Consider the following 21,953-nt stretch of genomic DNA (forward strand, 5'->3'; position numbering starts at 1 on the left):
CTCTCCTCATAGCCGATTCAAATTATTTACAAACAACACCTGCACGCTTTGCAGATTCAACAGTGTTGTGAAGTAGCATTGTAATAGTCATTGGGCCAACTCCTTTTGGTACAGGCGTAATGTAACCCGCAACGTCCAATACATTATCAAAATCAACATCACCACAAAGCTTTCCTGTTTCCAAACGATTTACACCGACATCAATTACAACCGCACCTTCTTTAATATAATCAGCTGTTACCATTTTCGCTCTTCCAACAGCTACGATTAAAATATCAGCTAACTTCGATAATTCTTTTATATTTTGCGTCTTAGAATGACAATATGTGACAGTTGCATTTTCATTTAAAAACAGTTGTCCCACTGGTTTACCGACAATATTACTTCTTCCAATGACAACGACATGTTTTCCAGAAATATCAAGATTTGTTTCTTTTACTAATTCCACAATACCGTGCGGTGTGCATGGTAGGAATGTATCTTGTCCTGTCATCATACGCCCCACGCTAATTGGGTGAAATCCATCTACATCCTTTTCAGGTGAAATTCTTTCAATGATAGCTTTTTCTTCAATATGTTTTGGTAAAGGTAATTGTACTAAAATGCCATTAATACGGTCGTCTCCATTTAAACGATCAATTTCAGCAAGCAAACGCTCCTCAGTAATCGTTTCAGGAAGTTCAATTAGCTCTGAATAGATTCCCACTTGCTCACAGCCTTTTTCTTTTCCTTTTACATAAGAACGAGATGCTGGATCTTCTCCAACTAAAATAACTGCTAATCCTGGTACAATCCCTTGCTCTTTTAACTTCACAACTTCTTCTTTTAATTGTGCTCGTTTTTTCTCCGCAACTTCATTTCCTTTGATGATTACTGCTACCATTTTAAGATTCCCCCTTAAAGAAATTACAGTGTATCTTTTATATTAGATAAAACGCCGTTAATAAAACGACGAGATTCCTCATCCCCAAATGCTTTAGCAATTTCAATTGCTTCGTTAATTGTTACATTGTGTGGAATTTCTTCCATGTATTTCATTTCATACACAGCTACACGTAAAATACTGCGATCAACAATACTAATACGTTCAAACTTCCACTTTTTTAAGTTTTGACGAATCGCTTCATCAATTACTTCTTTATTCTCGACAAAACCAACAACTAGTGATTCTAGAAACTCATTTGTTTCTTCACCTTCATCTAGCGTATTTTCCACCGCTACTTTCGGTTCTAATTCTCCTGTAATATCCATTTGATATAATGCTTGCATTGCTCTTTCTCTAGCCGTCCTACGTTTCATTGTAACTCTCCTTTATACTTCAAGTCTTTCCTTATGCTTTGTTATATTATTATAATTTATAAGCCGTCAATTCACTTACTCTTGCAGTTTTCATTGATTTTCCAACCTTATAATACAATGATAATAACACAATTTATCGTTTCACACACGGGGTACAAGGCTGAAAAATAATAAAAAGATTAACTTCAAGTTCCATATCTTATCACAATGTACGTTTTTTGGAAAAACGATACATTTTCTTTTTTATTTCTTATTTTTTGAAATAGTATAATAATTAGAGGGTTTTAATTTGTGAAGAAATGAAACGATAAAAAAGATGCCTATTTTACTAGGCACCTTTTTCACTCTTACACTGGTTCGATTTCTGTTTTTTGTGTTTCGAATGTTACGCCAACGATGTGAACATTCACTTCTTTTGGCTCAAGTCCTGTCATTGTAAAGAGTGCTTGGCGAATATTGTCTTGAATTTTTTGTGCAACAACTGGAATTGCTACACCAAAATACATAACAACATAAAGGTCAACAATAATATCTTCGTTCGCTAATTCAACCTTTACACCTTTACCATGATTTTTCTTACCTAACTTCTCAACAACATCTGTAGCAAAATTACCACGCATTGCCGCTACACCTTCTACTTCAGCAGCTGCAATACCTGCAATTACTTCGATTACTTCTGGTGCAATTTCTACTTTTCCAAGAGTTGTATCTTGACCCATATCTAACATATGTTCAGCCATGAAAAAAACCTCCTTTAATGTATCACTGCGTCACAAGTTCATGCTCTTCCAAAAATTTCGTGTTAAACTCACCTTTTACAAAATCAGGATGATCTAGCAATTGCAAATGGAACGGGATTGTTGTATGTACGCCTTCAATGACAAATTCACTGAGCGCTCGCTTCATTTTTGCAATTGCCTCTTCACGTGTTTTTCCGTGAACAATTAATTTAGCAACCATCGAATCATAGAAAGGTGGAATTGAATATCCCGGATATACAGCTGAATCGACGCGAATACCAAATCCGCCTGGCGGTAAGTACATTTCTACTTTACCTGGAGATGGCATAAATTTTTTGGCAGGGTTTTCCGCATTAATTCGACATTCAATTGCCCAACCATTAAATTGTACTTCCTCTTGCTGTAACGATAACTTTTCTCCAGAAGCAACAAGAATTTGTTCTTTAATTAAATCCATCCCTGTTACCATTTCAGTAACTGGATGTTCAACTTGGATTCTCGTATTCATCTCCATGAAATAAAAGCTTTTCGTTTTATATTCATAAATAAACTCAACCGTACCAGCACCTGTATAATCAACCGCTACCGCCGCTTTAACTGCCGCTTCACCCATTTGCTTGCGAATGTTTTCATCAAGTGCAGGTGATGGACTTTCTTCTAATAGTTTTTGCAGACGGCGCTGAATTGTACAATCACGCTCTCCTAAATGAATGGCATTTCCGTGTGTATCTGCCATTATTTGAATCTCAACATGGCGGAAATCTTCAACGTACTTCTCCAAGTATACACCAGGGTTCCCAAAAGCGGTACTAGCTTCTTGCTGTGTAATTTGAATTCCTTTCACAAGCTCTTCTTCATGGCGTGCAACACGAATACCTTTTCCACCGCCACCTGCAGTCGCTTTAATAATAACTGGATATCCAATTTGATTAGCAAGCTCGATCGCTTGTTCGGTATTTTTAATAATCCCTTGTGAACCTGGTACAATCGGAACCCCTGCTTCTTTCATTGTATCACGTGCAACGTCTTTTGTGCCCATCTTTGAAATAGCTTCCGGACTTGGACCGATAAAAATCAAGTTACACTCACGGCATAATTCTGCAAAATCTGCATTCTCTGCTAAAAATCCGTATCCCGGATGAATTGCATCACAACCTGTCAATTTCGCAACGCTTATAATGTTTGTCAAATTTAAATAGCTTTCTTTCGAAATCGTTGGTCCAACACAATACGCTTCATCTGCAATTTGGACATGAAGTGACTCTTTGTCTGCTTCTGAATAAATTGCAACCGTTTCAATATCCATTTCTTTACAAGCACGAATAATTCGTACAGCAATTTCCCCACGATTGGCTATTAATACTTTTTTTATCATCACAAAGACTCCCTTATTACGCTTTTACAAGAAATAGCGGTTGTCCATACTCAACAAGCTGTCCGTTATTAACAAGAATTTCAACAATTTCGCCTTCCACATCTGCGTCAATTTCATTAAATAACTTCATAGCCTCAACAATACATACGATAGAATCTTTCGATACTTTATCCCCAACACTTACATATGGAGGTGTATCAGGCGAAGAAGAAGAATAAAATGTCCCTACCATCGGTGATGTGATTTTATGTAGATTTTCATTTTGAACAGCTTTCTTCTCTTCCTGTTTTGGCACTTCTACTTGCGCTGCCGCTACTGCTGTTTCTACTTCAACAGGTGCTACTGGTTGTACTACTTGTTTCGTTACCGGTGTTTGCATAGTAACAACTTCATTACCACGTTTTTTCATTTTGATTGTTGTACCATCTTTTTTGTATTCAAATTCATCAATATTAGAGCTATCAATTAATTTAATTAATTCACGAACTTCTTGAATTTTAAACATGTAAAATCCACTCCCATACTCTTGTTTGTCCCGTTTTTACAGATTGGCATCAATAAAATTGATTAACTGTAAAAATACGATGCATTCTATTAGACATTTCATTCCTATGACATTTACTAATAGAAATATTTACTATTCCCATCTTACGATAAATTTTTTAAACATTCCAATTTATATTTCTTTATTATAAATTGAAACTCCTGTAAAAATATTATTCCACTAAAAATTTATTACCTAGTAATAATACCAAGTTTCACACAAAATTGGCAAGACCACTTCCTAAAAAAACATTCTTTACATTTTCAAAACTGTACAGTGTAAATACGTAATCCCCTCAGTATTCTTCATTTTATCTACGGTAAAAAAACATATTTTTACCAAATATTATTTTTTTGTTTACGCGCCGTTCATTCTTCCTTCATAAAAGAATAGTATGTTCAAAGTGTAGAAAATTTATTGTAGTGAGGTGTGGACATATGATATGGCTCATTCTGTTCTTGCCTGCCGTAATGATTTGGACATTGGTTCTCTTCATCCACGTCAAATCCGGAAAAAGTAATCACCAGTATCATGAACCATTAATCTTTTACTCACAGCGTATTTCCCCGTTTCCAATTGAAAATACTAAATGCAACTACAAAGATGAAATAGAAAAAAGCTATCGAAAGCGATAGCTTTTTTCTATTATTCTTTTTATCTAATTTAAAGTACAAATGCCCCTTACAATTAAACCGTATTAACAGGATATTTAAAGTTCACTTTATTTTACTGATGGATCAAATTTTACCCCTACATCTTTTGGGCCGCCTTCACTTCTTACAAGCTGAATAATTTTATTCGCTTCTTTTTGTGAATGCTTTGCCGCTTTAACTGTGACTTTAATATCAGTTCCATCAGCTCTTACAAGAGCATCTTTATATCCACCTTGAGACTTAATCACGGTTTCAAGTAATTCTTGCTTCGTTTCCATTGTAGTGATTGCATCTAGATTATCTTTCGCTTTACTCTTTTCTTCTGCTGAAGATTTTGATGAATTCATTACACCTTGTAACTTTTCTTTTTCAGCACTACGCTGATCTTCCATTTGCATACGTAAAGCTGTGAAATTCTCATCACTTGATTGAACTGTTACGTTAGCATCTTTTTTACTTGTTTCTTTTTTAGCATTCTCTTTTTTGTCTGTTTCTTTATTTGTGGTTTCCTTACTCGTACTTTCTTTTGTTGTCTCTTTATTCGTAGTTTCTTTCGTTGTTTCTTTTGTGACCGCTTTATCAGCACCTTGCTTTTCTTGTCCCATCTTTTCACTCGTTGTTGGTGCCGCATTGTTCATTTTCTCAGGAGTTGTCACGTAATAAACAGATAGTACAACCACTAAACTTAACATCGTTAATAGCCAAACTGTTTGTTTTTTTAACACTTCATTTCCTCCCTATCAATTTTTCGGTGATACTGAAACGCGATGAGCTGGCACATCTAACAATCGTGTCACAGCTTCTTTTACCATTGCTTTTATTTGTATATTATCCACTCCCTTTGCTACGACAAGAACACCTCGTACTTTCGGTTTCTCTGTTCGCAAAACAATTGGAGTTTCTTTATCACCTTCACGTATAATGACTGTCTTTACATCAAGAGACTCGTCGTCTACTTCCCTTTTCCCACCTGTTTTATCAGTTTCACCTGTCGTTTGTGAGCGTTTCACCGTATTTTTCTCAAGTATTTTTTCTTCAGATGAATCTAAATTCACTTTAATCGTTACATCTTTTACTCCCGCTATCTCTTCTAAAGAGGCTTTCAATTCTTGCTCATACGCTTTTTCATATTTTTCTACATTTGACATATTATCGTTATTTTTTTGTCCGAAAGTTGGTACGTCCTTTTCTTGGTTTTGAGTTTTTTGTTCTTTAAACACAGGTACTTCTTCTTTTTTGGGTGAAAAGTAATTACTAGAAAACATAAGCAAAATCCCAAGTATAAGTAGGACAAGTAAAAACTTAGGTGTTACCTTTTTTCCCTTCTCATTACTTTCTTTTTCATCCCTATTTAATAAGTTTCGAAAAAATGAGAACTTCGAATTTTTATCTTTATTGTCCATTTACTCTACCTGTCCTCCCTTCCATTTGAACTTGGATTTGTTTATCCTCTAGTTGCCACCTGCTTGAAAAGAAATCTTTCATTTCTACATTCGTTTCTTCTAATTTTTTTGGAGGTTCTTTCGTATTAATTTCAACTTGCTTTACTGTTTCGATTGCATCATTTTTACTACGTTCTTTTTCTTTCAACGTCACAACAACAGATTGAATATCTTTCGCTGACTTTACTTCTTCTGTATGTTCCGCTGCAACTATTTGTATTTCAGAGACTGTCATACCATACTTTTTCTCAAACTCTTTTCCTACTTCTTTTTTCATTTTGGTAGCCATCTCTTCTAAACTATATGCACGTGTTAGAGCTTGTATTTCTTTTTTCTTCGAATCTATTGAATTTTTTACTGATCCATCTGTTACATATTTTTCTTCGTTAAAATTTGCGATTACCTCGTTCACATCTGTTTGTAATAATTTAAAAAGGGGCGTTAAAATTAACACAATTAATAATAGACTTACAACGAATTTAACGTACTTTTGTAAGTTTGAATTTGGAAGAATAAGATGAAGCATTGTCGCCAAGAGTAAAAAAACGATAATATTTCTAATCCACTCTGTAACAAATTGCATACTCTTCACCTCCTATCGCATCATGAGCGTAATGTTCCCCGCAGCAATAATAATTGTGATACTTAAAAAGAACATAAACGATACGATAGCTAAACAAGCAAATACATAAATGATACTTCGCCCGATAATATCTAAACATTGAATAATTGCTCCTCCGCCAACCGGTTGCAATACTGCTGCTGCGAATTTATAAATAAACGCAATACAAAATATTTGAATCGCTGGAAAAGCGACAATTAAGCATAAAATAACGAGCCCGATAATTCCGACTGTGTTTTTTAATAATCCAGATGCACTAATAACAGTATCCGCCGCCTCAGTAAACATCCTCCCTACTACAGGAATGAAGTTTCCTGTTACAAATTTAGCAGTTTTCACAGCTATGCCGTCAGCAACGGCTGACGCTGTTCCCTGTACAGATAATACCCCTAAAAAAATCGTCAAAAAGATTCCGATAATCCCGACACTAACGTTCTGCAAAAGCTTGGACAATTTCGTAACTTTATATTGATCACTCATCGTGCTTACAATACTTAATATAGTTGCAAGTAATAAAAGTGGTAGAACGATATAATTCATCAGAAGCCCGCTCGTATTCATTAAGAAAATGATGATTGGATGAAAAAATGATACAGAAACAACACCGCCCCCGGTTGCTATCAGTGCAAGTAAAATTGGCAATAGGGCTAGTATGAAATCTACCATTGTTTGTATCGTTTCTCTTGCATATGTCATGACAACATAAAAGCTATTTAAAGCGAAAATAATAAGTACCATATATACGACTGCATCCGCAATTTTACTTACGCTACTCTTTGAGAAAGAAGATTGTAGTGATTGCAACAATGCACTAAAAATTGTGAGCATAATGAGCGTTCCAAGTAACTTTCCATTTGCAACAAGCTCGTGAAATAAATATTTTAATAGACCTATCATCCACTCTTTTATGGAGAATTCTTTTTCTCCCTTTACAAACTCCATAAAGCTTCCTTTTTGACTCTCTGGTAAATAGCCTCCATATTTTGTAACAAGCCCGTCCCAAAATTGCTTCACATCTTCAATTCCGAGCTTATCCAATTGTTGATCAACGACGTTTGTTTCTACAGGAGAAGCTTGTACAACAATCGGTAAAGAAAAGAAAAGGAAGCAAGCAAATAGCAGCTTAGCTCCAAACTTCCTCAACATTCACTCCCCCTTATCCCGTAGGTAAAAACCCGAGAATTGTTTCAATTACAACCGTCAAAATAGGAATTGCCATAACGAGAATTAAAATTTTCCCAGCTAATTCAATTTTCGAAGCGATTGCACCTTGACCAGCATCTTTTGTAATTTGCGCACCAAACTCAGCGATATAAGCAATCCCTATAATTTTCAATAATGTCTCTACATATACGTTGCTAACCTTCGCTTCACTCGCCACTCTCTCAATCATTTGCAAGATAGAATGAATTTGATCGATTAAGAGAAGAAACATTACGCTACCAACGAACACAATAAATAACGATGTAATACTAGATTTTTGCTGATTTAAAACAGCAGCTAAAAATGTAGCAACGAGGCCTAATCCGACAATTTGTATAATTTCGATTCGAACCGCCTCCTTTACTGGAAGAGAAAGACACTTTTAATCTTGTCGAACAGAGTATTAATTAAAAATGCAACATGAAACAAAATGACGACAAAACCGACAAGGATAACCCAATTTGCAATATCCTCTCGCTTTAATTCTTTTAGTACGGTATGAATGAAAGCTAAAACAATGCCGATTCCGGCGATTTGAAATATTAATCCAACATCAATGGACATCGCCTTTCTCCCCCCTATAGCAGTAAAATTACGATAAGTAGCCCTGCTAGCACTCCTAAACTCTTTATCATTTTTTCATATTGGAGTTGTAAAGCTTTCGCTTCTCCTTCTTCTCTTTCCAAATGCGTAATACATAAGCGAATATGTTTTTGTTGTGATTCACGATCATGTTGTCCAAGTGTTTCACCAAATTGTTGTAAAATCTCATGCTCGGTTTGTTTAAACGCCGTTAATGCCCAGTTCTCCTTTAAGCTATCATTCCAAGCTTCTCTAACTGTTTGTTCCCCGCTCTCTAGACGCCTCGAAAAGCTTTGAAATATCCAATTTAGCGGCTTTGGCATTTGTTTAACTAATCGCTCAGCCGCTTCAGATAAAGGTGTGTGTCCATACATAATTTCAGCTTCTAATGATTGCAATGCCGCCTTCAATAACCTAAGCTGCCGCGGTCGCTCGCTGTATCGCTTAGCGTATGAAAATCCGAAAAAAGTGCTAACAGCAACTATTAATACCGCACCAAATATTTTCACCATACGCCTTGAGCCTTTCTATGCGGTAATACCGGTTTTCCATATCTATCTTTCACTTGCATAACCGTTCCTGGCCCTCTCGCTTTTGACAATTCCACAAACCTATCAAATACGCCAAGTTCCAGCACCGCCTGCAACGATGGACGTTTCACAACATCATCATAAGAAAATCCGTGTGCACTTATAAAAAGCTGAACGCCTGCATGCACCGCCTCCATAATCGCTTCACTATCTTCTTTACGTCCAATTTCATCTACGATCAATATATCTGGGCTCATAGAACGAATCATCATCATCATTCCTTCAGCTTTTGGGCAAGCATCTAATACATCTACTCGCGTACCAAAATCATATTGCGGAATCCCCTTCACACATCCAGCAATCTCTGATCGTTCATCAACGATTCCTACTTTACAAGAAGAAATTTTCGAAGCGCTTACTCCTTGACTCATGCAGCGTGCTACATCTCTTAAAAGTGTTGTTTTCCCCGTTTGTGGTGGGCCAATTACCATCGTGTTTAACCATCGTGATTCATAAAGATATGGCAAAAGCGGCTCAGCAATCCCTATTTTTTGACGAGCAATACGAATATTAAATGAAGAGACATCTCGAATCATTTTTACTTCACTTTTTTCTGTAATGACTTTTCCCGCTAAGCCAATTCTATGTCCCCCTCGTAGTGTCACATATCCACGTTTCAACTCTTCTTCCATCGTGTAAATTGAAAATTGACTTAATTTATTCAATAAGTAGATTGCATCTTCCGCTGTAGCAACATAGTCATAAAAAAACACTTCCCCATGTGCGATACATTCTAGTGGTCTTCCAATTCGAACTCGAATTTCCTCTAGGACATCGTATTGCTTACAATCTTCAACTAACTGTTTCATCGTTTTCGGTAAAACTTCTAATACCTCTTTCATAAGTTTCTCCCCACTATACTCGACTTACTATTTCAACAACGCGATAAAAATGCAGCCAATTCCAAGCGCTAGAAAAAAAAGTTTCAGGAATGAAATCTCACTTGCTACACTCGCTATACCAATTGTCATTGTTAAAATTAATACGGTCGGTCCAACAAACGCCAACATACCATTTATAAACAATGCTTTTTTCGCATCATTCACGTAAAGCATAAGCAAAGCGGCGAATATTTCCGCGCTACCTGAAAACAAACGAAGTAAACCCATCACAAGTACGGATGTTTCCATTGCCGCTAGCCACTGTTTCATTCTCCCACCTTCTCCCATAACGTTTGCTAGTTCCTAATTCTAAAAAAGAATATATTTGTACAACCATATGCAGAGGTTGTCTATTTCAGAAGTAAAAACATAATTTTTCTCTACTGCTTTCGTTTAAATCTGAATATTCATATTATTTTATGATATATTTAATAGAAAAGGGGGCATAAACGATGAAGAGCGTTACTTTATTACCACTTGATTTACGATATGCAAATGCGATTTTTGAACTATCTAGCGATCCACATGTAAAAAATGCTTTAGGAATAAAAGTAGAAACAGTTGAAGATACAAAAGCATTTATTCTATTTGCAATGGAAGAGGAACGAAAAGAACATTCCTTATCAAAAGTGATTGTAAACGAAGAAAATGAAATAATCGGCCTCACCACACTTAAACATATTAATTATGATCAAAAACAATCACATATCGGAAGTTGGCTCGGTTATCCATATTGGGGAAAAGGATATAATGAGGCTGCTAAAAAAGAAATCTTTAAAATCGCATTTTTAGACTTACAACTTACATACGTATTCGCTGGTGCTAAAACGACTAACATTCGCTCTTTAAAAGCACAAGAGAAACTACCTTATATTTCATTGCATGTGGAAGATAGCTTCCCTGATGAACATACTGCTTTAGAAAAGGAAGTAAAATCACCTTGCGTACTGCATGTTATATCCCGCGAGAAATTTTTAAATTGGTTGGAAGCACAAAATGAGGAGAGAAAATATGAAGGTATTGAAAATTAGTTTAACAATTGTAGTAGAATTAGCTCTTATTTATCTTTTTTCAAAGATGGTCGGTTGGTCATTTATGGAAACCTTTTTCCTTGGTAGCATCGCGCTGTTCGGTGCAATTTGGCTCATTGCTTTAAATATAAATCAAAATGCCAACATTGATCACACTATATATAAAACGGGTAAGGTAAAACCTTTTCAAATGACATGGAGCCCTTACACAATAGGTACTGCTAGTCTTACAGCTTTCAGTTTTATAATAACCATTATTTATTATCTGCCCTATTTCCTATAAAGTGAAACTATAATCAGTGGGGGAGTTGTTCATCCCCCCACTGATTATTAGTTGAACCAATCGGGCGTTTACGGGCAGTTGATCTCCCACCTAACTTCTTTGCTCCAGTCGAATTTTGAGGTGGGAGTTTTACTGCCCGTTAATGCGGGATAAAAAAAGCACTCGTGATTATCACGAGTGCTTTTTTACTATGCACGTGAAACGTATTTACCTTCACCAGTGTTGATGATAAGCATTTCGCCTTCGTTAATGAAGATTGGTACTTGTACAACAAGACCAGTTTCTAATGTAGCTGGTTTTGTTACGTTAGAAGCTGTATCACCTTTAATACCAGGCTCTGTCTCTGTAACTTTTAATTCAACAGTATTTGGAAGTTCAACACCAAGTACTTCGCCTTGGTATGTCATAATTGCTACTTCCATGTTCTCTTTTAGGAATTTAAGTTCGCGCTCGATTTGGTTTTCACCAAGTTCGATTTGCTCATAAGTTCCGTTATCCATGAATACGTGAGCCTCACCGCTCGCGTATAAGTATTGCATACGACGGTTTTCGATGTGTGCTTTTTCTACTTTTTCACCTGCACGGAATGTTTTCTCTTGAACAGATCCTGTGCGAAGGTTACGTAGTTTAGAGCGAACGAACGCAGCACCTTTACCTGGCTTTACGTGTTGGAAATCAAGTACTTGCCAAAGGGCATTGTCCACTGAAATTGTTAAACCTGTACGAAAATCGTTTACTGAAATCATGTAAAAAAATCCTCCTGTGTATTACAAAATAATAAGTTCTTTTGGTGATTTCGTAATTACCTCATTACCTTCACTCGTTACAATGATATCATCTTCAATACGTACGCCGCCAATACCTGGAATATAAATACCTGGTTCTACTGTTACAGCCATACCTGGTTCAAGTACTGTATCAGAACGGAACGCTAAACCTGGTGCTTCATGGATTTCAAGACCGATTCCATGACCAGTAGAGTGTCCGAAGTATTCACCATATCCTTTTTCCGTTATGTAATCACGCGTTAATGCATCAGCTTCACGGCCTGTTAAACCAGCTTTAATACCGTTCACACCACGTAGTTGTGCTTCTAAAACGATATTATAAATTTCTTTTAATTTATCAGATGGTTCACCGACTGCAATCGTACGAGTAATATCAGAGCAATATCCTTTGTAATAAGCGCCGAAGTCTAATGTAACGAAATCTCCTTTTTCTATCACTTTTTCAGATGCCACGCCGTGCGGTAATGCCGAACGAAGACCTGAAGCAACGATAATATCAAACGAAGAAGATGTTGCTCCTTGTTTTCTCATGAAAAATTCAAGTTCATTTGACACTTCAATTTCAGATACTCCCGGGCGAATGAATGATAGAATATGCTCAAAGGCAGCATCTGCAATCTGTGCAGCTTCCTTTAATATCTTAATCTCTGAATCAGTCTTTATCAAGCGTAACTTTTCTACAAGCCCAGAAGTTGGGATGAATTCAGCTTCAATCGCTTCATTATGCGTTACGTAAGAGCTATATGTAAGGGTATCTTGCTCAAAGCCTAGCTTTTGAATTCCAAGTTCTTTTACTTGTTTCGCAACTTCATCAAGAATTAGGCCTGTGTGCTGCACGATTTCATATCCAACCGCTTGCTTACTAGCTTGCTCTACATAACGGAAATCAGTAATAAATAGAGCACGCTCTTTTGAAATTAGTACAACTCCAGCTGTTCCTGTGAAATTCGCCATATATCTACGGCTATGTTCATTCGTTAATACGATACCGTCAATACCAGCCTCATCAAACGCACTTCTTAATCTCTCGATCTTTTCCATTACTTTATGCCTCCCTCAATTTCTCCATTAATGCAAATAGCGCTAGCTTATAGCCATAAAAACCAAATCCAACAATTTGTCCCGCACAAACAGCCGCTGTCACAGATTCATGACGAAACGACTCACGTTGATGAATGTTAGAAATATGTACTTCAATAACTGGAATCGAAACGCTTGCGATAGCATCCCGAATCGCGTAGCTATAATGCGTAAATGCACCCGGATTTAGAATGATTCCTTCATATATGTCATCCGCCTCATGAATAATATCAATAATAGCTCCTTCATGATTCGATTGAAAACATTCTAACTCCACTCCCATTTTTTCTGCTTCTTGTTTCATATCTGTTTCAAGCGTCGCTAACGTTCCTTTTCCATATACATTTACTTCCCTGACACCAAGACGATTTAGGTTAGGACCGTTTACGAGGAGTAACTTTTTCATTTTCTTAAAACTCCTTAATATTAAAGAATGTCTATACGACATTTTAACATAGGAATCACTTATTTGAATAGTTTGTCTTCTCGAGCCCTTCTCCTCTATTTGTATTATTCGATTCGAATGATACAGAATACGAAATAAAAACACCATATAATATAAAGATACATACTGTCGTTACAATTGTTCCTTTCGGTAAATGAAGTGCACTTTTAATAACGGGTGCCATTAGCCCAATCCCCAAAAATAATAACGCCCACCAAAATAAACCGTATAGTATGCCAGGTAATACTCCTTCAAACTTTTTAAAAAGAGCTTTATAGAGAAATGCCACTAAAATTGAAAGGAGCCCCATACAAACGATACCTAGCACATTCCCCCAAACCCCTTCTTTCCAATTCCCAAATGCAAACGGTAAAAGTAAATAGTTAGGGCCAGCTTCTGTAAATGAAAATATATGAAGGAAATACCATATACCTCCCCAAAATAAGCCACCAAATAAACCAATCTGTACAAAATTCCTTATTGTTGATTGTTCTTGATTCACATTGACACCTCCGCTCAATAGTATGCCCGAAACTATTTTGAAGCATGTTTAAATCCTGCAAAATTTGTCTATAAAAAGAATAAGAAATGTCCGACTCTCGTAACATTTCCTCTTGTCATCCGCTTGTATTTGTCGATAAAATAAAGGAAACTCGGTGATTGTCTTATTTCAAACTGACAGAACCAAGTACGACAATTGCCTCTTTTTCTACATAAGAGAGAAACAAATACAGGTTGGTGTTAACATGGCAGAAGAGTCAAAACAAATATATGGCGGACAGGCAGTCATAGAAGGAGTTATGTTTGGCGGTAGAGAATATACTGTTACAGCGGTTCGTCGTAAAGATAAATCGATTGAATTTTATCGTTTACCACGCGTTCGTAATAAAGCATTATCTATACTAAAGAAAATTCCATTTTTACGAGGTATTGCCGCTATTGTGGATGCAAGTGCGAATGGAGCGAAACATTTAAACTTTGCTTCAGAACGATTTGATGTCCACCCAGAAGATGATGAACAATTTGCAAATAAAAAAGAAGAACAATCAAAATTAACGATGGTATTAGGAGTTGCAGCAGTTGGCGTTTTATCGTTCATATTCGGTAAAGTAATTTTCACAGCAGTTCCTGCACTTTTAGCTGAATTAACGAGACCGATTTTCCCATCTCATACGGGGCAAATCATTGTCGAAAGTGTCATTAAGCTCATGCTATTATTGAGCTATATATACTTTATTTCTTTAACCCCACTTATTAAGCGGGTATTTCAGTACCACGGTGCAGAACATAAAGTAATCAATGCTTATGAGAATAACCTTCCACTGACTGTAGAAAATGTTCAAAAGCAAACTCGCCTCCATTATCGCTGTGGCAGTAGCTTTATTATATTTACGGTCATTATTGGAATGTTTGTCTATTTCCTCGTCCCTACAGATCCGCTTTGGGCCAGGGTAGTAAACCGAATTTTATTAATTCCAGTTGTTCTCGGCATTTCTTTTGAAGTATTACAATTTACCAATCGATTACGAGATATTCCTGTTTTACGAGTACTTGGATATCCCGGATTATGGCTGCAACTATTAACAACGAAAGAACCAACAGATGATCAAGCGGAAGTTGCAATCGCATCGTTTGAAGAATTATTACGTTTAGAAAACAAACAATAATTATTTAAAAATGGTGTTCAACTCCTTTCCTCATCGTTAATATACTAATTTTAATATATGTTTTTAGGAGGTGTCCCTTATGAACGGTCGTTCGTTTACATTCGCTATATTTGTACTTATTATCGGATTAGCAATATTCGGCCTTGTTTCATCTGTTATTACAGATCCAATGGGAGTGTTAAAAAACATTGGTATCATGTTGGCTGTCGTCGGTATCTTTTACTTACTCTACAAAATGTTTACAAATTCTAGTGGTTCTGCAAATTCGCAAAGCTCATATAAGCGTGCTGCAAAACAATCGAACCGCAAACACGGGAAACAAAATGTAGCACCCCTAAGCAATTCTTTCTTGAAACGGAATGCTTCTGATGACAAGGGGAAAAAGGGTAATTCTTCATCGTTGAAACGAAAAAGAAAACAATCTCATTTAACTGTCATTGAAGGTAAAAAAAACAAAAAGAAAGACCGTGCTTCCTTTTAGGAAATACGGTCTTTTTTTCACGATTAGTGTGGCTTATAATCAGTGGGGATGAGCCCCCCACTGATTAAAGTTTCACTTTATATGTTGCAGCACTTCTTTCAAACTTTTTTCTTTCATACTTTCAATACGAAGGTGATGGTTTTCAAATTGTAAATTTCTTGTCACATCATTAGGCACGATGACACATTTTAATCCGGCTGCAATCGCTGCTTTCAATCCATTTAATGAATCTTCAAATACAACAGCTTCTGACAGTTCAATTCCTAATTCTTCTATCGCAATCCTATAAAGAGCTGGATCTGGTTTTACCTTCTCGACATCTTCTCTCGTTTTAATCACTTCAAAATACTCTCTAATCTGTAGCTCTTCTAAAAAACGAACAACCCACTCTTTAGAGGAACTAGAGGCTAATGCGATTTTTAACCCAAGTTCTCTCGCTTCTTCTAAATATTCTTTTACCCCGTCACGTGCTTTTGGTATTTTCATTTTCTCTTTATGTAAAGTTGTTACTTTTTCCTTTAATGCATGCTCGTTAAATTTTTCTTTTAATTGCTCTTTTAAATATGCATAAAGCACTTCATCTGTCGTTCCAATACATTTTGCAAATTCTTCTAAGGGTAACTCTCCACCGTATTCACGAACAGCATCTCTGAAAGAGTGAAACCATATTGTTTCAGTGTCCACAATTAATCCATCAAAATCAAAAATAATTGCTTTCATTATTTTCCCGCCCTTTTCGATTTAAATAAAAAAGGAAACGCCACACGTTCCCCTTAATTACTTTTCTCTTCATTTGCTTTTTGAACACCACGAAGTGTCTCAACTCGAACTTCTTCTTGTTCGAAGTATTGCACTAAATCACCGATGCGATCGATTGCTTCCCAACTTAAATGATGTTCAATTCCTTCTACATCATTATAAATTTTACTTTCATCCACACCGATAATACGCATAAACTGCTCTAACAATTCATGACGATATACGAGACGTTCTCCGATTTTTTTACCTTTTGATGTTAATACAAGCCCTCTATATTTTTCATAAATTAGATATTCGTCTTTGTCTAATTTTTGTACCATTTTTGTTACAGAGGATGGATGTACACTAAGCGCTTCAGCAATATCAGATACGCGGGCATAACCCTTTTCATCAATCAACAAATAAATTTGTTCAATATAATCTTCCATACTAGGGGTAGGCATCGGTTTCCTCCATCCAATTTCATTTTGCTTATTCCGTACGAAGCAATCAATAAAATGATACACCAGAAAGAATAACGTGACAAGGTGGAAACGAGCCTAAATACGTAAAACAAAAAAGAATACAGATTTCCCATATGTAAAATATTGAATTTCTGCATCAGGAAAATATTCATATATAGCCTCTTATTGTTCCTTCCAATACTTCTGCATCATCTTTTTTATATACATATTTCCCAATACCGTATCGTCCGCCTTTATATTTCCGCTTCTCTTCATCCATTTCAAGCTTCGTATTTGTAAAACGCTCTTGAATGACTTTTTTTGCCGGTTTAGTATAGCGATGTTGAATTAATTCGAACGTTAAATTTGGTATCTTCATATCTTTCAACGCATTGTATAATCGTTCAAACAATTCACGGTATCCTTCTTTCCACCCTTCATGCATATAAATTGGTGCAACAATAAAGCTAATTGGATAACCAGCCCCTGCTACTTTACGAGCAGCCTCAATGCGTTCTTCAAATGGTGATGTTCCTGGTTCAAAACAAACGAGCTTTGGCATAAATGGTTTCATAATTACCTTCTCTCGTTAGTTATGAAAAGCAATGAAAAATAAACACACACTAAAGTTTTCCACGTTTTAACAGCCCTTCAACAGGCTGTTTTTCTTCTGTCTAATTTTACAAATTGAAAAATTTCATAAAGAAAATAAGAAAAATGCAAAATAATTAAAGTTAATTGTTGACGTGATGCTTTTATTATCGGTATCATAAATCTTCGTGAGCAATTATTTTTCGTTATACGATTTTTTTATTATTACTGAATTTTTGAGAGGAGAAATTTGATGTCAGTTAAGAAGAAAACGCAAGTACGCACCGGCAAAATGGTACGTGAACTAATGTTAGCAGACGAAGATGTAAATGCTTCGCTAATTATGGTATATAGTGAAAACGGTGTAAACGCAGAAATTAAAATCGAGGGCTTAACGCCGAAATGTAACGAAGAATTATTTTTGAGCGGAAACGTGGATTGGAACAAGAGTGTCATTTATAAAATTGTTGATTTCACTGGGAACGCTGAAGTTGGTAAAGTTACATTAACAGCGATGAACAAAAACAATGTTTCTCTAGAAATTGAACGCGTTATGTGGAGCAAAGAAAATAAAGAAGCTGCTGAGCAAGAAGAAACAGTTGTAGAAGCTACTCCGAAAAAAGAAGTGGTTGTAGAAGCTCCAAAAGCAGTTACACCTGCTCCAAAGCCTGTTATGCGTGTAGAAACACCTGCTGCAGAACCTAAACCTACTCCGGTACCAACACCGAAGCCAGTAAGTGTAGAAGCGGCTGTAGAACTATCTACTCCAGCACCTGTGAAAAAAGTAGTATCTACTCCAGTTACAAAGCAAGAGACAGCGCCGGTTACTCCTGCAAAACCGAAGCAACCTGCTTTGACTGAAACAAATTCAAAACTACAAGAAAATTATGTGAAACTCGTGAAAAAGACAATTGAAGTTTGTCAAGATTACGAGCTTGGCATCGACATAGATGATTCTATTGAAGGATTAAAAGAAGAACTACAAAACCAAGGTATTAGCGTTACATTCGACAAAGAAATTATGGACGTTGTAAACCGCCTTCGTTCTTTACAAGATAAAGGAATCAAAGTAGAAAAAGTACTTAATTTACTATAAAAATAAGGAGATGGCGGTCGCCATCTCCTTATTTTTTATAATTCCAATCATTACTTTCGTACTTCTCTTTTGCTAAAGTTTGAACTTCATGAAGTTGTTCTTCTGTTAGTTCATACGGTACAAGCTCTACATCTAATCCTTTTTCAAATCCAGCTTCAAACGCTTTAATTAACTGGTCAATCGTAAATGTACGATCTGTTAATTCGTTAATCGCTACCGCTTTAGAAGAAAACATGTTCTTCATGCGCTCTTTCACTCGCTCATTTGGGAATAAAAATAGGTCGTATAACTCATCTAAATCAATTTCTAACGGAATAGAACCGTGTTGTAAGATAACACCTTTTTGACGTGTTTGAGCACTACCTGCGATTTTTCTTCCTTCAACTACAATTTCATACCAAGACGGTGCATCAAAACATACTCCTGAACGCGGATTTTTCAAATTTTCACGATCCGCTTCTGTTTTCGGAACTGCATAATACGCTTCTAATCCTAATGCCTTAAACCCGTCTAATAAGCCTTGCGAAATAACGCGATATGCTTCTGTAACTGTTTTTGGCATATTCGGATGATCTTCAGACACAATAACACTGTACGTTAATTCTTTGTCATGTAGTACACCCCTGCCGCCTGTTTGACGACGAACGAATCCATATTTCTTTTCGTTAACTACATCCATATTTATATCTTTTTCAACACGCTGGAAATACCCAACTGTTAATGTTGGTACTTCCCATTCATAAAAACGAATTGTTGGTGGCATTTTCTTTTCACTTTGCCAATTTAATAAACATTCATCTAACGCCATATTAAATGCCGGTGAACATTGACCAGAGTTAATATAACACCATTTTTCTTTTCCCATCCTGCACCTCATATAACCAATTATTTTTCACATTCTCTAGTCTACCAAATTCGACAAAATTTGTGAAAGAATACGAAATTTCTTCTTATATACAAATGAATCTGTTGCATAAATACATATGGTCATTATAATATTGAAAGTAGGATAAGAAAAAAGGGAGCGATAGAATCGTGTCAACAAACTTGATTATTATACTGGTCGCAATTGTAGCATTCATCGGCTACACTGTATGGATGTATTTCTATCAGAAAAAATTAATTAAAACACTTTCAGAAGAAGAATTTCGCGCTGGCTACCGTAAAGCACAGCTTATCGATATTCGCGAAGCGGATGAATTTAACGCGGGACATATTTTAGGCGCGCGTAACATTCCATTATCACAAATTCGCCTTCGCTACAAAGAACTTCGCCAAGATCAACCTGTTTATTTATATTGCCAAAGCGGATTCCGTACAGGTCGTGCAGCACAATACTTAAAAAAACAAGGCTACAAAGATTTCTACCAATTACAAGGTGGATTTAAATCTTGGACAGGCAAAATTAAAAAGAAATAACATACAAAAAACTAGCTGTATCATTCAGCTAGTTTTTTTATTCCATATTGTTCGCAATGTACAGTAGATTCTGTTTGATCACATCTTCATCTTTCTCATCTATATTACGATATAATAGCTGATATTCAATTCCCTTCTTTTTCCATATAAGCGTAGCAAATTCGTCTCCTCGTTCGTAATCATCCTTATTTTTAAAATAAGCAGGTGCTCCATTATTCAACCTCATTTGTTCTTGAAATCGATTCTCTTCTACGAGGTATGGAAAACTGTAAGAAAAGTTTGCCACTGTTAATTCTATATAGTCGTGCCTTCCTTTCTCTTGTTGCTTATATTTAATCGTTACGACAGCATTCTTCTTTCCCATCGTTCTTACCTCCCCCATCACATCACTCGTAATGTCATAAGGTAAAAACGTTGGAACCTTAAACTTCGCCGGAAAATATTTCGGAAGCTCCTTTAGCGGCATAGGATCAGTAACACGATCCATAGCCCCTCCTGTTGTTCCCACAAATGTTTTTTCTTCTTGCATCGTTTGCTGAAATGAACATGAGCTAAGTAATACACTAGAAAACACGAAACAAATGATTCCTTTTTTCAATTTGTTTCCGCCCTTTCATATCGCTCTCTTAACGAACGAAGCGTTTATATTCTCTTCATATTCGCTTTACAATCAAACTCCTCCTTTGAAAACTTTCCAAGTTATTCTCACACATTTTGACAAAAATTCTTTGTGGACATACAAAAATGACCTCGCCACTCTTACGCCCAAATAAAAAGGTTACGCGAATAACGGAAGTCATATTTATAACATAGATTGTGAAAAGCTTTTCAGGTCAAGATTTTTTCATTCTTATTATTTTCCCTTATAATAAATAAAGAGGTGATACATATGGCCAATATAAAACAAATTGCAAAAACTGCTGGTGTATCCATATCAACGGTTTCCCGTGTCCTTAATAATCATCCTTACGTAAAAGAAGAAAAACGTAAGCGTGTTCTAGATGCAGTTGAAGAATTGAACTATGCAAAAAATATTAATGCAGTCCATTTAATAAGAGGTAAAACATATACAATTGGCGTTATGCTACCTTTCATTAATCTCCCGTATTTTAGCACCATTATTGAAGGAATCGGAAACGAAGCATTATTAGCTGGATATCATATTAATTTGTGCCAAACGAATTACGATAGTATTGAAGAAATTCGCGTTCTTGAAATGATGAAAATGAAACAATTCGACGGGATGATTATTTGCTCTCGAACGAGTTCATGGGAACAAATTGAACCGTTCGCAAAATTCGCTCCCATTATTTCATGTGAAAAAATGAAACATCCCCTCATTTCATCTGTCTATGTAGATCATTATGAAGGGTTCCGTCTCGGTACTTCCTATTTACTAAGTAAAGGTCATGAAAAAATCGGCATTTGTTTAGCAAGAAAAACAAGTGTTAATTCAATCGAGCGTGAAAAAGCTTTCGCCGATACTCTTCGTCACGAAGGAAAAATAGTGCACCCTGATTGGATTTTTCATCAATGCTATACGATGCAGGACGGGGCAAAAATACTTCAACGCATTTTAAATATGACAAATCGTCCAACTGCTATTTTCACAGCGAATGATCAAGTAGCTGCTGGTTTATTAACAGAAGCAAAAAAACATGGCATTCGCGTCCCTGAGGACCTCGCTATCCTTGGATTCGATAATCATGAAATTTCAAAAGCATTAGAAATTACAACTATTGAGCATCCCGGCCTCACGATGGGATCACGTGCTTTTTCTTTATTCCATAAGCAGATGCAAGACGAACAAATTATCGGAAGCTCAGAAGAACTTTCATTCCATTTAATTGAGCGAAAAACGGTCTAAAAAAAGAGTGCTAACTATAGTGCTCTTTTTTTCAACGTTTCCCCATTGACTTTATAATTTTCATCTCATATA

The 21,953-nt window shown here is 36.2% G+C and carries 30 protein-coding genes and 1 pseudogene; 8 read left to right on the forward strand and 23 right to left on the reverse strand.

The window, feature by feature from the left end; all coding sequences use genetic code 11:
* Positions 1 to 22 precede the first annotated feature (22 nt).
* The 5 genes from folD to accB form a co-directional block, all read right to left on the reverse strand.
* Positions 23 to 883, reverse strand: coding sequence for a bifunctional methylenetetrahydrofolate dehydrogenase/methenyltetrahydrofolate cyclohydrolase FolD (folD, locus tag MR109_RS03560; protein ID WP_071718655.1), 861 nt, complete (start codon positions 881 to 883; stop codon positions 23 to 25).
* Positions 884 to 906: 23 nt separating this feature from the next.
* The gene (nusB, locus tag MR109_RS03565; RefSeq protein WP_048374151.1) at positions 907 to 1,299 is read right to left on the reverse strand and encodes a N utilization substance protein NusB; all 393 of its coding nucleotides are present in this window, start codon (positions 1,297 to 1,299) and stop codon (positions 907 to 909) included.
* A 347-nt stretch (positions 1,300 to 1,646) separates the two neighbouring features.
* Positions 1,647 to 2,039 carry an Asp23/Gls24 family envelope stress response protein gene (locus MR109_RS03570; protein ID WP_000807630.1) on the reverse strand — a complete coding sequence of 131 codons (393 nt, stop codon included), beginning with the start codon at positions 2,037 to 2,039 and terminating at the stop codon, positions 1,647 to 1,649.
* A 22-nt stretch (positions 2,040 to 2,061) separates the two neighbouring features.
* On the reverse strand, positions 2,062 to 3,414 hold the full coding sequence (gene accC, locus MR109_RS03575) for an acetyl-CoA carboxylase biotin carboxylase subunit (RefSeq protein WP_048374152.1): 1,353 nt from the start codon (positions 3,412 to 3,414) through the stop codon (positions 2,062 to 2,064).
* Between the two features lie 16 nt (positions 3,415 to 3,430).
* A complete protein-coding gene (accB, locus tag MR109_RS03580) occupies positions 3,431 to 3,919 on the reverse strand; it encodes an acetyl-CoA carboxylase biotin carboxyl carrier protein (protein WP_048374153.1) in 489 nt (162 codons plus the stop codon).
* Between the two features lie 476 nt (positions 3,920 to 4,395).
* Here accB and MR109_RS03585 point away from each other — a divergent pair, with 476 nt between their 5' ends.
* Positions 4,396 to 4,593, forward strand: a complete 198-nt coding sequence (locus MR109_RS03585) for a DNA recombination protein RecO (protein WP_082147949.1) — start codon at positions 4,396 to 4,398, stop codon at positions 4,591 to 4,593.
* Positions 4,594 to 4,679: 86 nt separating this feature from the next.
* Here the strand turns inward: MR109_RS03585 and MR109_RS03590 are convergent, their stop codons facing one another.
* Genes MR109_RS03590 through MR109_RS03630 form a run of 9 tightly spaced genes read right to left on the reverse strand, consistent with a single transcriptional unit; the run spans position 4,680 to position 10,201 of the window.
* Positions 4,680 to 5,336: a SpoIIIAH-like family protein gene (locus tag MR109_RS03590; protein ID WP_098303847.1), complete on the reverse strand. Its 657-nt coding sequence runs from the start codon at positions 5,334 to 5,336 to the stop codon at positions 4,680 to 4,682.
* Positions 5,337 to 5,351: 15 nt separating this feature from the next.
* Positions 5,352 to 6,014 (reverse strand): stage III sporulation protein AG, encoded by a 663-nt coding sequence (gene spoIIIAG / locus MR109_RS03595; protein ID WP_242271082.1) that lies wholly within the window; start codon positions 6,012 to 6,014, stop codon positions 5,352 to 5,354.
* A complete protein-coding gene (gene spoIIIAF / locus MR109_RS03600; RefSeq protein WP_025150066.1) occupies positions 6,004 to 6,636 on the reverse strand; it encodes a stage III sporulation protein AF in 633 nt (210 codons plus the stop codon). The genes spoIIIAG and spoIIIAF overlap by 11 nt, the downstream gene beginning before the upstream one ends.
* A gap of 12 nt (positions 6,637 to 6,648) precedes the next feature.
* Positions 6,649 to 7,821: a stage III sporulation protein AE gene (gene spoIIIAE, locus MR109_RS03605; RefSeq protein ID WP_025150065.1), complete on the reverse strand. Its 1,173-nt coding sequence runs from the start codon at positions 7,819 to 7,821 to the stop codon at positions 6,649 to 6,651.
* Positions 7,822 to 7,831: 10 nt separating this feature from the next.
* Positions 7,832 to 8,215 (reverse strand): stage III sporulation protein AD, encoded by a 384-nt coding sequence (gene spoIIIAD / locus MR109_RS03610; protein ID WP_082147950.1) that lies wholly within the window; start codon positions 8,213 to 8,215, stop codon positions 7,832 to 7,834.
* 23 nt (positions 8,216 to 8,238) lie between these two features.
* Positions 8,239 to 8,442 carry a stage III sporulation protein AC gene (gene spoIIIAC, locus MR109_RS03615; RefSeq protein ID WP_000020914.1) on the reverse strand — a complete coding sequence of 68 codons (204 nt, stop codon included), beginning with the start codon at positions 8,440 to 8,442 and terminating at the stop codon, positions 8,239 to 8,241.
* Between the two features lie 14 nt (positions 8,443 to 8,456).
* Positions 8,457 to 8,972, reverse strand: coding sequence for a stage III sporulation protein SpoIIIAB (gene spoIIIAB, locus MR109_RS03620; protein WP_048374157.1), 516 nt, complete (start codon positions 8,970 to 8,972; stop codon positions 8,457 to 8,459).
* A complete protein-coding gene (spoIIIAA, locus tag MR109_RS03625) occupies positions 8,966 to 9,892 on the reverse strand; it encodes a stage III sporulation protein AA (RefSeq protein ID WP_025150063.1) in 927 nt (308 codons plus the stop codon). Before spoIIIAA ends, spoIIIAB begins: the two co-directional genes overlap by 7 nt.
* 27 nt (positions 9,893 to 9,919) lie before the next feature.
* Positions 9,920 to 10,201: a YqhV family protein gene (locus MR109_RS03630; RefSeq protein WP_000816054.1), complete on the reverse strand. Its 282-nt coding sequence runs from the start codon at positions 10,199 to 10,201 to the stop codon at positions 9,920 to 9,922.
* A gap of 182 nt (positions 10,202 to 10,383) precedes the next feature.
* On the opposite strand from MR109_RS03630, the gene MR109_RS03635 reads away from it, so the two are divergent.
* Entirely contained in the window at positions 10,384 to 10,962 is a 579-nt protein-coding gene (locus MR109_RS03635) for a GNAT family N-acetyltransferase (protein ID WP_242271090.1), read from the forward strand.
* On the forward strand, positions 10,943 to 11,245 hold the full coding sequence (locus tag MR109_RS03640) for a hypothetical protein (protein ID WP_242271092.1): 303 nt from the start codon (positions 10,943 to 10,945) through the stop codon (positions 11,243 to 11,245). The genes MR109_RS03635 and MR109_RS03640 overlap by 20 nt, the downstream gene beginning before the upstream one ends.
* A 188-nt stretch (positions 11,246 to 11,433) precedes the next feature.
* Here MR109_RS03640 and efp read toward each other — a convergent pair whose 3' ends face one another.
* From efp to MR109_RS03660, 4 genes are read right to left on the reverse strand one after another with little or no spacing between them, the layout of a single operon-like run.
* Positions 11,434 to 11,991 (reverse strand): elongation factor P, encoded by a 558-nt coding sequence (gene efp, locus MR109_RS03645; RefSeq protein WP_071718646.1) that lies wholly within the window; start codon positions 11,989 to 11,991, stop codon positions 11,434 to 11,436.
* A 21-nt stretch (positions 11,992 to 12,012) separates the two neighbouring features.
* Positions 12,013 to 13,074 carry a Xaa-Pro dipeptidase gene (gene pepQ, locus MR109_RS03650; protein ID WP_071718645.1) on the reverse strand — a complete coding sequence of 354 codons (1,062 nt, stop codon included), beginning with the start codon at positions 13,072 to 13,074 and terminating at the stop codon, positions 12,013 to 12,015.
* A 4-nt stretch (positions 13,075 to 13,078) separates the two neighbouring features.
* On the reverse strand, positions 13,079 to 13,519 hold the full coding sequence (aroQ, locus tag MR109_RS03655) for a type II 3-dehydroquinate dehydratase (RefSeq protein ID WP_002111769.1): 441 nt from the start codon (positions 13,517 to 13,519) through the stop codon (positions 13,079 to 13,081).
* 55 nt (positions 13,520 to 13,574) lie between these two features.
* Positions 13,575 to 14,060, reverse strand: coding sequence for a YqhR family membrane protein (locus MR109_RS03660; RefSeq protein WP_242271094.1), 486 nt, complete (start codon positions 14,058 to 14,060; stop codon positions 13,575 to 13,577).
* A gap of 244 nt (positions 14,061 to 14,304) precedes the next feature.
* Here MR109_RS03660 and MR109_RS03665 point away from each other — a divergent pair, with 244 nt between their 5' ends.
* Positions 14,305 to 15,225, forward strand: coding sequence for a DUF1385 domain-containing protein (locus MR109_RS03665; RefSeq protein ID WP_002173423.1), 921 nt, complete (start codon positions 14,305 to 14,307; stop codon positions 15,223 to 15,225).
* Between the two features lie 79 nt (positions 15,226 to 15,304).
* On the forward strand, positions 15,305 to 15,706 hold the full coding sequence (locus MR109_RS03670; RefSeq protein ID WP_002173424.1) for an SA1362 family protein: 402 nt from the start codon (positions 15,305 to 15,307) through the stop codon (positions 15,704 to 15,706).
* Positions 15,707 to 15,778: 72 nt separating this feature from the next.
* Here MR109_RS03670 and MR109_RS03675 read toward each other — a convergent pair whose 3' ends face one another.
* From MR109_RS03675 to MR109_RS03685, 3 genes and pseudogenes are all read right to left on the reverse strand, one after another.
* Positions 15,779 to 16,426: an HAD family hydrolase gene (locus MR109_RS03675; protein ID WP_002173425.1), complete on the reverse strand. Its 648-nt coding sequence runs from the start codon at positions 16,424 to 16,426 to the stop codon at positions 15,779 to 15,781.
* Positions 16,427 to 16,479: 53 nt separating this feature from the next.
* Positions 16,480 to 16,908, reverse strand: a complete 429-nt coding sequence (gene mntR / locus MR109_RS03680; RefSeq protein WP_002173426.1) for a transcriptional regulator MntR — start codon at positions 16,906 to 16,908, stop codon at positions 16,480 to 16,482.
* 96 nt (positions 16,909 to 17,004) lie between these two features.
* Positions 17,005 to 17,452: pseudogene (locus MR109_RS03685) on the reverse strand (spore photoproduct lyase family protein); the annotation flags it as partial.
* 300 nt (positions 17,453 to 17,752) lie between these two features.
* On the opposite strand from MR109_RS03685, the gene MR109_RS03690 reads away from it, so the two are divergent.
* The gene (locus MR109_RS03690; RefSeq protein ID WP_025150055.1) at positions 17,753 to 18,595 is read left to right on the forward strand and encodes a hypothetical protein; all 843 of its coding nucleotides are present in this window, start codon (positions 17,753 to 17,755) and stop codon (positions 18,593 to 18,595) included.
* A gap of 28 nt (positions 18,596 to 18,623) precedes the next feature.
* On the opposite strand, the gene MR109_RS03695 is transcribed toward MR109_RS03690, so the two are convergent.
* Positions 18,624 to 19,460 (reverse strand): lipoate--protein ligase family protein, encoded by an 837-nt coding sequence (locus tag MR109_RS03695; protein WP_242271095.1) that lies wholly within the window; start codon positions 19,458 to 19,460, stop codon positions 18,624 to 18,626.
* A gap of 170 nt (positions 19,461 to 19,630) precedes the next feature.
* On the opposite strand from MR109_RS03695, the gene MR109_RS03700 reads away from it, so the two are divergent.
* A complete protein-coding gene (locus MR109_RS03700) occupies positions 19,631 to 20,014 on the forward strand; it encodes a rhodanese-like domain-containing protein (RefSeq protein WP_025150053.1) in 384 nt (127 codons plus the stop codon).
* Positions 20,015 to 20,051: 37 nt separating this feature from the next.
* Here the strand turns inward: MR109_RS03700 and MR109_RS03705 are convergent, their stop codons facing one another.
* Positions 20,052 to 20,588, reverse strand: a complete 537-nt coding sequence (locus tag MR109_RS03705; protein ID WP_242271216.1) for a DNA polymerase III subunit delta — start codon at positions 20,586 to 20,588, stop codon at positions 20,052 to 20,054.
* Between the two features lie 315 nt (positions 20,589 to 20,903).
* Here MR109_RS03705 and MR109_RS03710 point away from each other — a divergent pair, with 315 nt between their 5' ends.
* Positions 20,904 to 21,881: a LacI family DNA-binding transcriptional regulator gene (locus MR109_RS03710; protein WP_098303838.1), complete on the forward strand. Its 978-nt coding sequence runs from the start codon at positions 20,904 to 20,906 to the stop codon at positions 21,879 to 21,881.
* Positions 21,882 to 21,953 lie beyond the last annotated feature (72 nt).

The organism is Bacillus cereus group sp. BfR-BA-01310 (genome assembly GCF_022664325.1).
GTDB classification, from domain to species: domain Bacteria; phylum Bacillota; class Bacilli; order Bacillales; family Bacillaceae_G; genus Bacillus_A; species Bacillus_A paramycoides.